The sequence below is a fragment of the Rugosimonospora africana genome (assembly GCF_016862975.1).
GTDB lineage: Bacteria > Actinomycetota > Actinomycetes > Mycobacteriales > Micromonosporaceae > Rugosimonospora > Rugosimonospora africana.
The window spans coordinates 38,936-51,431 of record NZ_BONZ01000092.1; the positions used below are offsets into that span (position 1 = coordinate 38,936).

A 12,496-nucleotide genomic window follows, 5' to 3' on the forward strand; every position below is an offset into this window, starting at 1 on the left:
GCCGACCGGCCCGGCGTTGTTCGACCGGCGCTATTCGATCGGCCCGGCCTCCATCGGCCTGACCTCGATTGGCCCGGCCTCCATCGGCAGGCTTTCCGGTTCGGCGGCGACCGTTCCAACCGCTCCGCCCCGCACGGGCGGCTCCGCCGCCACCGGCTTGCGGCGCAGCTGATAGTGCAGCACCAGAAACGGCAGTCCGAAGACCGAGAACGCGTGCTCGGCCCGCAGCTCACCGTCGCGCAGGTAGACGTCCAACTGCTCGGCGAAGCCGTGCACCGCCAGCGTGATGAGCCCGCCGCTGTCCTCGTCGACGTGGGTCAGATAGTGGCCCGGATGCGTGGTCGACTCGCCGCGGCTGCGCAGCACCAGGCCGCCGCCGTCGCGCAGCCGAGGCTCCAGCGTCGCGGTGAAACTCGCCTGCGGCAACGGGAAGCCGACGCTGACGTACCCGCGTCCACCGTGCCGGTACGTGGTGTAGATGCCGACATAGATGGGCTCGTCGTTGTCCGTGAACGAACGGATCCAGCCGCGCACCCCGACCACCCCGTCGACGCTGGTGGTGATGGTGTCGATGCGGCTGGAGATGCCGCGCAGCGTCTCGCGCTGGTTCATCGGCAGGTTGGCCTGCCCCAGCGGGCGGGCGAGCAGCCTGCGGTACAGCAGGTAGCCCGGCCGTACCCACATCCGCCACTTCGGCACGATGTCCAGCGTGAACCGGGTGGTGTGCTCGTAGAACTCGCGTACCAGCGGATCGACCCGGGCCGGGTCGAATTCCGGGCCGGCCAGCTCGTCGAGGGAGGCGACGATCCCGACGTCGGGTGCCGCGGCCAGGTAGGTGCCGCCGAGCACCTGTGCCAGATCCCGGACGTACCCGGTCCCCACGTACCGGGTACGCGCCTGAAGCGGTACCACGAACGGCAGGTCGGCCGCGGGCACCCGGTCGGCGAGCAGGCTCACCTGCGGGTCCCGGAACAGCAGCGCCGACACCAGCCGGAAAGCGACAACGGCGGCACCGGCCACCGCCGAGACCGGCACCCCTGATCCGATGGCGACCGCCGCCCCGCCGATCGCGGCGCCGACGACCGGCCCCAGCGCGACCTTGTACGGCCGCACCCCGAGCAACCCCGCCACCAGTCCGGCCGCGATGCCCACCACGAGCTGCCCGGCACCGAGGCGTCCGGCCACCCAACCGAGGGGAATGGCCAGCGCGCCGCTCATCACGATCCGCGACCACAGTGCCGGGATCTCGCCGGGCCGCTGCCGCGCCCGGGCCACCGCGTCCGCCACGCCGATGACGGCGCCCCCGCCGATCGCGCCGAGGACGCCGGCCAGGATGCCCCAGTGCCCGCTCACCGCCGCGCCGGCGAGCGCGCCGATCACACCCGCGAAAACGGCAGACTGCGCGAGACCGGGGGACCGGTCTCGCGCGGTCGGGGCTGAGCTGTCCAGGGTCACGACCGGAAATCTACCGAGCAGGTGGCGCCGGTGACGAGCGGCGCGGAGGGAGATCCGAGCGGCGGGTCCGGTAGCGCAACGAGGCGCGACGCAGTCCCGGGCCGGGCTGTGAGGTTGGCGACTCGATCGACGGGTAGCGGTCTGCCATGACAGCGGACGTGACCGCTACGCTGACCGGTCGTGGACGACAACGCGTACGTCGTGCGGCCGATCGGGTGGGTGGAGTCCACGCTGACCGACCGTCACACCGCCCCGAAGCAGGGCGACGAGGGAGCACCCGACGCGTGGCTGGTCTTCGAGCCGGAGGTCGCCGACGGCATCCGCGATCTGCGACCCGGCGCCGACATGCTGGTACTGACCTGGCTGCACCGCGCTCACCGCGACGTCCTGGTGGTCCGCCCGCGCGGTGACCGGGAGCGGCCGGAGACCGGCGTGTTCAGCACCCGCTCGCCGGACCGCCCGAACCCGATCGGCCTGCACCGGGTCGGGATCGTCGCGGTCGACGGCACCCGGGTCCGGGTACGCGACCTGGAAGCCCTGGACGGGACGCCGATCGTGGACGTGAAGCCGGTCCTGGGCACGGAACGGTAGCCGCCGGTGCGCATCCGTGCGGCGACCGCCGCGGAGCTGGACGTCCTGCGGGACATCGAACGCGCCGCGGGGGAGTGTTTCCGGGACCTGGGCATGGCGGAGATCGCCGATGACGAGCCATTTCCGGTCGACGTGCTCGCCGGGTACCAGCGGACGGGCCGGGCGTGGGTCACCGCCGACGGGGCGGACCGGCCCGTCGCTTACCTGATCACCGACCCGGTGGACGGCAACGTCCACGTCGAGCAGGTGTCGGTGCACCCGGACCATGCGCGTCGCGGACTCGGGCGCGCGCTGCTGGAGCACGTCGCCGAACGGGCGGCTGCCGGCGGGGTACCAGCGCTGACCCTCACCACCTTCGCGGAGGTGCCCTGGAACGCGCCGTACTACCTGCGGTGCGGTTTCCGGGTCGTGGACGAGGCCCGGTGGACGCCGGGTCTGCGGGCGATCCGTGAGCGTGAGGCCGCGCACGGCCTGGATCGCTGGCCGCGTGTGGTCATGCGGCGCGATCTCTGATGCCGGCGGATCGCCGAGGCTGAGCTAGATCGCGTGAGGCTGCCAGGTGTAGCGGCGGGCCCAGTTCGGGTCGTCGACGGCGAAGCCGTTGAACGCCGCGATGACCTCCTGTACGTCCGTGAGGATGGTGCGGTAGCGCGCGTCCTCGCGGCCGTCCTGGCGTTCCAGCGCGTACCAACCCGGCCGGGTGCCCGCGGGGGAGCCCAGGCCGACCCGTACGAACCAGCCGTCCCGCCGGGTCAGGCTGGCGGACCACCGGGTGGGCGCCAGCTCGATGAGCACCCGGTGCAGTGCCGCCGTCGACGGGTTGTTGATCGTGCGGCCCTGTCCGGTGGTCAATACGTACGCCGGCGGCTCGTGCTCCGGTGGGCGGCATCGCTCGGCGATGGCGCGGAACCGGCGGTCGTAGATGCCGACCGCGTCCGACAAAGTACAGCCGAACCGCTCCCGGATCTTTGCGATGGCCTGGATGCTCTTGCCGGCCTGGACGAGCAGGTCGAGAGCGGCGTGGTCGGGCAGCGGGGTCAGCAACCGCTCGCGTTGGGGATCGAAGCAGACCAGGCCGTGTGCCCAGGCGAGGCTCGCGGCGAAGGCCGTCACCTCTTCGGCGTGCTCGTCGACCAGCTGGAGGTACGCCAGCGGTCCGGCGGCCTGGTTGAGCGGTGCGGTCGGCCACGGCGCCGGATCCCCGGCCTGCGGCCACTTCGCCAGCAGCCCCTCGACGAAGTCGAGGATCCGCTGAGTCGGCGGCGGGGTCGGATCCGCGTCGGCATACCTCTTGTAGAGATCCCGGAACGTCGCGGCGGCGGCGTCCCCGGTGGTCGGCGGCTCGCCCTCCCAGACGGCCAGGTCGTACGTCACGGTCGGATTGTTACACCAATCGGTCCTATCGTGACGCCCCCGGTCGGCGCGTTTCGCGTTCTCGGCGCAACAGCCGGCACAAGCGATCGATCATGGTCTTGCGGTCGCTGGTCGCGAACCGGTCGCCGGCCGCGGAATCGATCGGTGAAATCCGCGCGATGCCGGACACGCTCGACGGTCGGCTCGGCCGACGCGGCCCGGCCGACGCGGCTCAGGGACGCGGCGGTAGCCCGAGCGTCCGGAAGAGATCGAATGGTGGGATCAAACGATGAGCCACGCGGGCCAGAAACCGGCCCCGACCTGCACGGGACGTGCCAGGAGGTGTTAAGAGCGGCCGAAGGGAATCGAACCCTCACCGTCAGTTTGGAAGACTGAAGCTCTGCCATTGAGCTACGGCCGCGTCGCCCCGATCGCCCGGGGCGTCCCTAGCGTACAAGTTGACCGCCGCCCATGCCGAACCAGTTCCCACCGAAGCGGTCCGACCAGCCCGACAAGCGGACACCCCGCCCGACCGCTTACACTTCACCCACGCTACGGGGTGTAGCGCAGCTTGGTAGCGCACTCGCTTTGGGAGCGAGGGGCCGTGGGTTCAAATCCCGCCACCCCGACTTGTGATCAGAAGTAGGCATGTGTGGCGCCCGGCTGGGTACCGCGCGTGTCGCCTCGCCTACACTCGACCGAGCCCTAATCTTCTTCAGATCATCAAGGAGTACGCCGTGAAGAGCACCGTCGAGACTCTGAGCCCGACGAGGGTGAAGCTTGCGATCGAGGTGCCGTTCGCAGAGCTCGAACCGAGCCTGAAGAAGGCGTACCGGGAGATCGCCTCGCAGGTCAACGTGCCGGGATTCCGGCAGGGTCGGGTCCCCGCGTCCGTCATCGACCAGCGGATCGGCCGGGGCACGGTGCTCAACGAGGCCGTTCAGGACGCAATCCCGACTCAGATCGTCGCCGCCGTCCGGGAGCACGACGTCAAGAGCCTCGGCCGGCCCTCGGTGGAGATCACCGATTTCTCCGACGGCGAGCCGCTGATCTTCACCGCCGAACTCGACGTCCGCCCCGAGATCACTCTGCCGGATCTTGACACCATCGCGGTGACCGTCGACGCGATCCAGATCGGCGACAACGAGATCGACGATCAGGTCAACGCGCTGCGTGAGCGGTTCGCGACGCTGAAGACCGTGGAGCGCCCGGCGCAGGTCGGCGACTACGCGCAGATCGATCTCGCCGCCACGGTCGACGGCCAGGAGGTTCCCGGCGGATCGGCCACCAACATCTCCCACGAGGTCGGCAGCAACCAGCTGCTGCCCGGCCTCGACGAGGTGCTCGGCGGGATGTCGGCCGACGAGTCGACGTCGTTCACCACCCAGCTCGTCGGCGGCGACTTCGCCGGCAAGGACGCTGAGGTGGCGGTCACCGTCCGCACCGTCAAGGAGAAGCAGCTCCCGCCGCTGGACGACGACTTCGCCCAGCTCGCCAGCGAGTTCGACTCCCTGGACGAGCTGCGCGAGGACCTACGCACCCGGCTCGGCCGGGCCAAGCGCGTCGAGCAGCTCTACGCGGCCCGTGACAAGGCGCTGGAGGAGCTGGTCAAGGCGACCGACGTGCCGGCGCCCGAGGGTGTCGTGCGCGACGAGGTCGAGCAGCGCAAGCAGGCGATGACCGACGAACTGGAGCGGATGGGCGCCTCGCTGGAGGAGTACTTCAGCGCCGAGGGCAAGTCCGCCGAGGACGTCGACAAGGAGCTCACCGAGTCGGCGACGGAGGGCGTCAAGATCCAGCTGGTCCTGGACACCCTGGCCGACCGCGAAGAGATTGAGGTCACCGACGACGAGTACGGGCACGAGATCGTGCACCGCGCCCAGCGGGTCGGGGTTCCGCCCCAGCAGTACTACGACCAGCTGGTCCGCTCGGGCATGGCCGCGGCCGTGTACGGCGACGTCCGCCGCGGCAAGGCGTTGGCGCAGGTCCTGGACCAGATCAAGATCACCGACAGTGCCGGCGAGGCGATCAGCCTGGAGGACCTGCGGGGCGAGGCCGGTGCCGACCAGCATGATCACGAGCACGACCACGATCATGACCACGACCACTGATTCCGGCACGTCCGTCCGCGACACGTGCGCTTTGAGCGAACAGTAGGCGCGGAAGGAAGTTCCCATCCGAATCAGCGGTTAGTGTCGGGCGTACGAGGGATTCTTCGCCGGCCTCGCGGCCGGTTGGATCCGGAGCTCGAATTCGGAATTCTTGGACGCGAAGGGCTGCCATGACCGATCTGATCATTCCAACGGCGCGCAGCGCCGAACAAGTTGGCGGCAACCTCGACGACGCGGTGTTCAACCGGCTGCTGCGCGAGCGCATCATCTTCCTCGGCAGCGAGGTGACCGACCAGGTCGCCAACCGGATCTGCGCCCAGTTGCTACTGCTCGCGGCCGAGGACGAGTCCCGCGACATCTGGCTCTACATCAACTCGCCGGGTGGCTCCGTCTACAGCGGCTTCGCCATCTACGACGTCATGCAGTACGTGTCGAACGACGTGGCGACCGTTGCCATGGGCATGGCCGCGTCCATGGGCCAGCTTCTGCTGTGCGCGGGGACGCGGGGCAAGCGGTACGCGCTGCCACACGCCCGGATCATGATGCACCAGCCGTCCGGCGGCATCGGCGGCACGGCGGCCGACATCGCCATCCAGGCGGAGCAGATGCTCTACACCAAGCGCATGTTCCAGGAGCGGGTGGCCCACCACACCGGGCAGAGCCAGGAGCAGATCGAGACCGACTCCGACCGCGACCGCTGGTTCACCGCCGAAGAGGCGAGGGACTACGGCTTCATCGACCAGGTCATCTCCGGGGCGCGCCAGGTTCCGTCCGGTGCCGGCACCCTGCAGTAAGGAGGACAATCCAATCGTGGACGTCTACAACCGCTATGTCCTCCCGTCGTTCGTCGAGCGCACGTCGTACGGGATCAAGGAATCCAACCCGTACAACAAGATGTTCGAGGAGCGGATCATCTTCCTCGGGGTGCAGATCGACGACGCGTCGGCCAACGACGTGATGGCGCAGCTGCTCACCCTGGAGTCGGCCGATCCGGACCGCGACATCGTGATGTACATCAACTCGCCCGGTGGTTCGTTCACCGCGATGACCGCGATCTACGACACCATGCAGTTCGTCCGGCCGGACATCCAGACCGTGTGCCTCGGCCAGGCGGCCAGCGCCGCCGCGGTGCTGCTGGCCGCGGGCACGGCCGGCAAGCGGATGGCCCTGCCGAACTCGCGGATCATCATTCACCAGCCGGCCACCGAGGGCGGGTTCGCCCAGGGCTCGGACATCGAGATCCAGGCTCGGGAGATCCTCCGGATGCGCACCCAGCTGGAGGAGATGCTGTCCAGGCACTCTGACCAGCCGGTCGAGAAGGTGCGTCGGGATATCGACCGCGACAAGTTCCTGACTGCGGTCGAGGCCCAGGAGTACGGTCTGGTCGACCAGGTGCTCCGCAGCCGTAAGAAGGCGCTCGTCGGTAGCAAGTAATTCGGCGACCATCGCCGAAGTGTTACCGCGACACCCGGCCCGGGGGTCGACAACTTCGCCCCCGGACCGGGTAACGTCGAGTCTGTAAGTCGGTCCTTCAACCCCGGACCTGGGCGTCGGGTGACCGGAGACGCGGCCGCCACCCGGTGTGCCGACCGCCGATCCAGGCGCCTGTGGAACGGGGCCATCACATGCAGGGGAGAACGTAGGTGGCACGGATCGGCGACGGCGGCGACCTACTGAAGTGTTCCTTCTGTGGTAAGTCGCAGAAGCAGGTCAAAAAGCTCATCGCGGGACCAGGGGTCTATATCTGCGATGAATGCATCGACCTGTGCAACGAGATCATTGAGGAAGAGCTCGCGGAGTCCCCGGACGTCAAGTGGGACGAGCTGCCGAAGCCGATCGAGATCTGCGAGTTCCTCGACCAGTATGTGGTGGGTCAGGATCAGGCCAAGAAGGCACTCGCAGTAGCGGTCTACAACCACTACAAGCGCATCCAGGCCGACTCGGGCAGCGGCCCCGGCGACTCCGGCGTCGAGCTGGCCAAGTCCAACATCCTGCTGATCGGGCCGACCGGGTGTGGCAAGACACACCTCGCGCAGACCCTCGCCCGGATGCTCAACGTGCCGTTCGCGATCGCCGACGCCACCGCGTTGACCGAGGCCGGCTACGTCGGTGAAGACGTCGAGAACATCCTGCTCAAGCTGATCCAGGCGGCCGACTACGACATCAAGCGCGCGGAGACCGGCATCATCTACATCGATGAGGTCGACAAGATCGCGCGTAAGTCGGAGAACCCGTCGATCACCCGTGACGTGTCCGGTGAGGGCGTCCAGCAGGCGCTGTTGAAGATCCTCGAGGGCACGGTCGCGAACGTCCCGCCCCAGGGCGGGCGCAAGCACCCCCACCAGGAATTCATTCAGATCGACACGACCAACGTCCTGTTCATCTGCGGTGGTGCGTTCGCCGGGTTGGACCGGATCATCGAGTCCCGGGTGGGCAAGGGCGGGCTGGGCTTCGGCGCCAACCTCCGCTCGATCACCGAGCGCTCCCTCGACGACGTGTTCGCCCAGGTGATGCCGGAAGACATGTTGAAGTTCGGGCTGATCCCGGAGTTCATCGGCCGGCTCCCGGTGATCACGAACGTACGCAGCCTCGACCGCGACGCGCTCGTGCGCATCCTGACCGAGCCGCGCAACGCGCTGGTGAAGCAATACCAGCGGCTGTTCGAGCTCGACGGCGTCGAGCTGGAGTTCGAGCCCGACGCGCTGGACGCCATCGCCGATCAGGCCAACCTGCGTGGCACCGGGGCACGCGGCCTTCGCGCGATCATGGAAGAGGTACTCCTCTCCGTGATGTACGAGGTGCCCAGCAACCCCAACGCCGCCCGGGTGCTGATCACCCGTGAGGTCGTCCTGGAAAACGTGAACCCGACGATCGTGCCCCGCGAATTCGTCGGGCGTCGCCGGGCTCGCGACCGCGAGGAGAAGTCCGCCTGACTGTCCTGCCGACGGACCGTCGGCAGGACAGGCTCCGTCAGCGCCGCGGTCATCTCAGCTGCGCGGAAATCCCAGCTGCGCGGTCATCGGCGGTCGAATCCGCCCGAGGGCATGACCACCACCATGAGCACGCGCACCGGTACGTCGGCATCGTTGCGGTACGCGTGCGCCTCGTCGCCCATGAAGTCGATCGTCTCGCCGGCCCGTACCCGGTGATCCGCCGCCGCCACGGTGACGATCAGCTCGCTGTTCAGGACGTGCAGCAGCTCCCGGGTACCCGGCGCGTGATCGGGCGACTCGTGGACGTCGCCGGGGTGTAGCTGCCACTCCCAGAACTCGACGAAGTTGGGATCGTTGACGCCGGCCAGCAGGCGCGCGAAACCGCCCTTCCCGCCGCGCCAGAGCAACGGTGCCGCGGCGGCGTCGCTCACCCGTACCTCGCGGGGCGGATCCGGTTCCAGGAGCCGTGCGACCGATACGCCGAAGGCGTCGGCGATCCGGCACAAGGTACCGATGCTGGGGTTGGTCCTGCCTCCCTCGATCTGGACCACCATGCCCTTGCTCACCCCGGACCGGCCGGACAGCTCGTCGAGCGACCACCCGCGGGCCTGGCGCAGCGCGCGGACGTGCTGGGCGACAGCCGCGGTCACGGCATCGACGCCCCGGGAGCCCTTCGCGGATCCCCCTGTGTCGGTCAACACACTGTCCTCCACGGTCAATATTATGATACAAACGCTCCGTGCTGCCCATTCTGCTCGCGGCCGCCTCGGCCGCCGTCTGGGGCACCAGCGACTTCTGTGGAGGCAAGGCGACCCAGCGCGCCAACGCGCTGACCGTCACGGTCCTGTCCCAGTGCTGTGGGCTCCCGATCCTGGCCCTGGCTCTGGCGCTTGCGGGCGGGTCGCCGAGCGTGGCCGCGCTGGGCTGGGGCCTGGTCGCCGGGCTCGCCGGGTTCGTCGGCATCCTGCTGCTGTACCGGGGGCTGGCCCAGGGCGCGATGGCCATCTTCGCCCCGGTCACCGCGATCTCCTCGGCTCTCGTGCCGATGGTCGCCGGGCTGATCCTGGAACGTGCCCCGTCCACCCTTGAGCTGGTCGGGGCGGGCTGCGCGATCCTGGCGATCGGCATGGTGAGCCTCACCGGCGGAGGGCGGGCCAAGGTGACCCCCCGCCTCGTGGCGCTCGCCCTGACCTCCGGCGCCATGTTCGGCATCTTCTTCACCCTGCTCGGCCGGGCGGGCGGTGCGCCGGCCGGGTTGTGGCCGTTGCTCGCGGTGCGCGTCGCCTCGGTCGGGGCGGGGCTGCTGGTGGCCGCACGTACCCGGACCGGACTGCGGTTGCGCGGACGCTCGCTGGGCTTCGCGATGCTGGCCGGACCGCTGGACATCCTCGCCAACGTGCTCTACCTGGAAGCCGCCATCCGCGGCCTGCTGTCCGTGGTGGCGCCGGTCGCCGCGCTGTACCCGGTGAGTACCGTGCTGCTCGCGTTCGGGGTCGACCGGGAACGGGTACGCCCGATCCAGCTCACCGGCCTGGGCCTGGCCGCGGTCGCGCTCGTCCTGGTCGCGTCCTGACCGTTGCCGGATCTCCGGCCAGTGCGTCTCCGGTCACGGCCCTTCGGTCACCGCCCTTCGGCCCGCGTCTTCGGCCCGCGTCTTCGGCCCGCGTCTTCGGTCCGCTCGCCGGTTCTCGTCCAGGACCTAGGCTGGGGGCATGCGTGTCGCCGTGTGCCAGCTCAACGCCCGGGACGACCGGGCCGCCAACCTCGCCGTAGCGCGATCCCTGCTGGAGCGGGCCGCGGCCGCCGGCGCGGACCTCGCGGTACTCCCGGAGTTCACGGACTACCTCGGCCGCGCCGCCGGGTTGCCCAAGCCAGAGCCGATCGACGGCGAGTACGGGCAGTTCTTCGCCGACGCGGCCCGGGAGCTGTCGATGTGGGTGCACGCCGGCTCGTTCCACGAGGCCGGGCCGGATGCGGCGCACACGTACAACACATCGTTGGTCTTCGACCGTGAGGGCGCGCTCGCCGGCGTCTATCGGAAGATCCACCTGTACGACGTCGAGATCCCCGGCCGGGTGTCCTACCTGGAGTCCGCGTCGGTCACCCCGGGGGACCAGCCAGTCTCGGTGCGGGTGGAGGGGCAGACCGTCGGCCTGTCGATCTGCTACGACCTGCGCTTCCCCGAGCTGTACCGGCACCTCGCGGTGGTCGACGGCGCGTCGATCCTGGTGGTACCGGCCGCGTTCATGCTGCACACCGGGCGCGACCACTGGGAGGTGCTGCTTCGCGCCCGGGCGATCGAGAACCAGTGCTTCGTGGTCGCCGCCGGCCAGATCGGAGACCACGAGCCCAACCGCACCTGCTTCGGGCGCAGCATGATTGTCGATCCGTGGGGAACGGTTCTCGCGCAGGCGCCGGACCAGGTCGGCGTCTCCGTGGCGGACCTGGACCTCGACCGGCTCGGTACGATCCGCGCCGAGCTGCCCAGCCTGGCCAACCGCCGGCTGCCGGTCAGCTGAACCGCCACACCCCGGCGGTGCCGGCCGGCCGGTACCCGATCGCTTGGTAGATCTTGTTGCTGGTCGGGTTGGCGAGGTCGGTGTAGAGCATGCACGCCCGTGCGCCGGACTCCAGGGCGTTCTGGCTGACCGCGGCCACGTTCGCGCTGGCGTACCCGTGCCCGCGGTGCTCCCGTGGCGTGTAGACGGCGCCGACGCGGGCGACAGTGGTGCGCAGGCCGGGGCCCGGAGTGATCGGGGTACGCCGGGCGAAGCTCACCGGCTCGCCGTCGACCTCCCAGAACCACATCAGGGGTCCGGTCGCGAGCCAGCGGTCGACCTGCGACCCCATGTCGTCCGGGGGGCGGTGCGGATCCACGTCGTCGTGGAACGCCCTGAGCCAGGCCAGGATCAGCGGCCGGTCCGCCCGGACGGCGGGACGCGGGCGGCCGGGTACCTCGACCGGTGGGGTCACCCGATCCAGGCGGTACAGCCCCTGTCTCGTGACGCGAATGGCGCTCCGGCCGGTTGCCCCGGCGTACCGGTCGGCGAACACGCCGGCCGGCTCCTCGATCCCGTTCGCCCTGGGCGCTCGGGCGCTCTCGGCGGCGAGGTGGTCGGCCAGCGCCTCGGCGGCACCGGTGGGCATGGGCGAGAGCCCGATGCCGTGCGACGGGGTCCACAGGGCGACGCCGACGAGTCCGTGCCCGTCGTGTACCCGGAGCCAGCGGGTACCCGGTGCCGGCGGGACGCCGTCGGTCGCGGACTGCTCGAGGATGCTGCCGATGACGTTGGTCCGCACCGGATCCCGTTCCAGGAACGGCCACACGCGGCGGGCGAACTCGACCGGATCCCGGTCCTCGTAACAGCGCATGGTGGCAGTCTCGTGGACCGGTCAGTGGCCGGCCAACATGATTCCGACCGCCGTGATGGCCAGCGCGGCCCCATCGGTGACGATCAGCGCGCGGGACATCCGGGTCGGTCCGCGGCGCAGCAGCGGCCCGATCGACAGCACGACCGCGGCCAGCACGCAGCCCCCGATCACCAGCTGCCACATGGGGAACAGCAGGGTCAGCCCGGAGTCGTGGGACATGTCAGCCATTGAACCGCGTGCTCGCCAGCACGCGCGCTGGTACCCGTGTGACGTGAGTCAACAGCCGCCGATTTGACGCCGGGTGCCCCCGCCACGTAACTTTCTCTCTGCCTGCGGGACACCGGACAAAACGGCCGGTCCGACAGGCGGTTGACCAGGACTTTCGAGTTCGGGTTGGCTGGTAATCGGGTTTGATCCGCGGAAACGGGGATTTGAACTTCGAGAGCCGAAAGGGTAAAGTTACGAAGCCGGCGAGGAGCCGGGCGGGCAAGGAGCGCGAGAGCGGTCCGGCCGGCCGGTCTCGGCGGACCTCCCAGCAAGTCGCAGCCGGTCACGGCGGCGTTAGCGTGGGTGGAACGGTCAGGAACGAACAGGCCGGCACGAAGGGCTTGACGAACCGGATCTGACCGGGTAAGTTAGTGAAGTTGCCCCAAAGCCTCCCTCCTTAAAAGGGTTGGTTCT

Annotated in this window: 13 protein-coding genes and 2 tRNA genes; 9 read left to right on the forward strand and 6 right to left on the reverse strand. The window is 69.5% G+C overall.

The window, feature by feature from the left end; genetic code table 11:
- Nucleotides 1–30 precede the first annotated feature (30 nt).
- Nucleotides 31–1,455 carry a hypothetical protein gene (locus tag Raf01_RS41890; RefSeq protein WP_239134386.1) on the reverse strand — a complete coding sequence of 475 codons (1,425 nt, stop codon included), beginning with the start codon at nucleotides 1,453–1,455 and terminating at the stop codon, nucleotides 31–33.
- A 180-nt stretch (nucleotides 1,456–1,635) separates the two neighbouring features.
- Here Raf01_RS41890 and tsaA point away from each other — a divergent pair, with 180 nt between their 5' ends.
- The gene (gene tsaA, locus Raf01_RS41895; RefSeq protein WP_203923695.1) at nucleotides 1,636–2,046 is read left to right on the forward strand and encodes a tRNA (N6-threonylcarbamoyladenosine(37)-N6)-methyltransferase TrmO; all 411 of its coding nucleotides are present in this window, start codon (nucleotides 1,636–1,638) and stop codon (nucleotides 2,044–2,046) included.
- Between the two features lie 6 nt (nucleotides 2,047–2,052).
- Complete coding sequence (locus Raf01_RS41900; protein ID WP_239134387.1) at nucleotides 2,053–2,559, forward strand: GNAT family N-acetyltransferase; 507 nt, start codon at nucleotides 2,053–2,055, stop codon at nucleotides 2,557–2,559.
- 24 nt (nucleotides 2,560–2,583) lie between these two features.
- Here the strand turns inward: Raf01_RS41900 and Raf01_RS41905 are convergent, their stop codons facing one another.
- Together Raf01_RS41905 and Raf01_RS41910 are read right to left on the reverse strand one after the other, a co-directional pair.
- Nucleotides 2,584–3,420, reverse strand: a complete 837-nt coding sequence (locus Raf01_RS41905) for a hypothetical protein (RefSeq protein ID WP_203923696.1) — start codon at nucleotides 3,418–3,420, stop codon at nucleotides 2,584–2,586.
- A gap of 329 nt (nucleotides 3,421–3,749) precedes the next feature.
- Nucleotides 3,750–3,820 (reverse strand) — tRNA-Gly (locus Raf01_RS41910).
- A gap of 134 nt (nucleotides 3,821–3,954) precedes the next feature.
- Between Raf01_RS41910 and Raf01_RS41915 the strand changes: the two genes are divergently transcribed.
- The 5 genes from Raf01_RS41915 (at nucleotide 3,955) to clpX (ending at nucleotide 8,443) form a co-directional block, all read left to right on the forward strand.
- Nucleotides 3,955–4,028 (forward strand) — tRNA-Pro (locus Raf01_RS41915).
- Nucleotides 4,029–4,136: 108 nt separating this feature from the next.
- The gene (gene tig, locus Raf01_RS41920; protein WP_203923697.1) at nucleotides 4,137–5,510 is read left to right on the forward strand and encodes a trigger factor; all 1,374 of its coding nucleotides are present in this window, start codon (nucleotides 4,137–4,139) and stop codon (nucleotides 5,508–5,510) included.
- A 170-nt stretch (nucleotides 5,511–5,680) separates the two neighbouring features.
- Nucleotides 5,681–6,304, forward strand: a complete 624-nt coding sequence (locus tag Raf01_RS41925; protein WP_203923698.1) for a ClpP family protease — start codon at nucleotides 5,681–5,683, stop codon at nucleotides 6,302–6,304.
- Nucleotides 6,305–6,320: 16 nt separating this feature from the next.
- Complete coding sequence (locus Raf01_RS41930) at nucleotides 6,321–6,944, forward strand: ATP-dependent Clp protease proteolytic subunit (protein WP_239134388.1); 624 nt, start codon at nucleotides 6,321–6,323, stop codon at nucleotides 6,942–6,944.
- 209 nt (nucleotides 6,945–7,153) lie between these two features.
- Nucleotides 7,154–8,443, forward strand: coding sequence for an ATP-dependent Clp protease ATP-binding subunit ClpX (gene clpX, locus Raf01_RS41935; RefSeq protein WP_203923699.1), 1,290 nt, complete (start codon nucleotides 7,154–7,156; stop codon nucleotides 8,441–8,443).
- Between the two features lie 83 nt (nucleotides 8,444–8,526).
- On the opposite strand, the gene Raf01_RS41940 is transcribed toward clpX, so the two are convergent.
- Entirely contained in the window at nucleotides 8,527–9,156 is a 630-nt protein-coding gene (locus Raf01_RS41940; RefSeq protein ID WP_239134389.1) for a helix-turn-helix transcriptional regulator, read from the reverse strand.
- A gap of 26 nt (nucleotides 9,157–9,182) precedes the next feature.
- Between Raf01_RS41940 and Raf01_RS41945 the strand changes: the two genes are divergently transcribed.
- Nucleotides 9,183–10,016: a DMT family transporter gene (locus Raf01_RS41945; RefSeq protein WP_203923700.1), complete on the forward strand. Its 834-nt coding sequence runs from the start codon at nucleotides 9,183–9,185 to the stop codon at nucleotides 10,014–10,016.
- 139 nt (nucleotides 10,017–10,155) lie between these two features.
- Nucleotides 10,156–10,962, forward strand: coding sequence for a carbon-nitrogen hydrolase family protein (locus tag Raf01_RS41950; protein WP_203923701.1), 807 nt, complete (start codon nucleotides 10,156–10,158; stop codon nucleotides 10,960–10,962).
- Here the strand turns inward: Raf01_RS41950 and Raf01_RS41955 are convergent.
- Complete coding sequence (locus Raf01_RS41955) at nucleotides 10,955–11,815, reverse strand: GNAT family N-acetyltransferase (RefSeq protein WP_203923702.1); 861 nt, start codon at nucleotides 11,813–11,815, stop codon at nucleotides 10,955–10,957. The genes Raf01_RS41950 and Raf01_RS41955 overlap by 8 nt on opposite strands.
- Nucleotides 11,816–11,836: 21 nt before the next feature.
- Complete coding sequence (locus Raf01_RS41960) at nucleotides 11,837–12,034, reverse strand: hypothetical protein (RefSeq protein WP_239134390.1); 198 nt, start codon at nucleotides 12,032–12,034, stop codon at nucleotides 11,837–11,839.
- Nucleotides 12,035–12,496: the final 462 nt, after the last annotated feature.

Bases quoted from the DNA above. Each gene is read 5' to 3' on its own strand.
- Raf01_RS41955 (WP_203923702.1), bottom strand. From the start codon at position 11,815: ATGCGCTGTTACGAGGACCGGGATCCGGTCGAGTTCGCCCGCCGCGTG.
- Raf01_RS41925 (WP_203923698.1), top strand. From the start codon at position 5,681: ATGACCGATCTGATCATTCCAACGGCGCGCAGCGCCGAACAAGTTGGC.
- Raf01_RS41960 (WP_239134390.1), bottom strand. From the start codon at position 12,034: ATGTCCCACGACTCCGGGCTGACCCTGCTGTTCCCCATGTGGCAGCTG.
- Raf01_RS41950 (WP_203923701.1), top strand. From the start codon at position 10,156: ATGCGTGTCGCCGTGTGCCAGCTCAACGCCCGGGACGACCGGGCCGCC.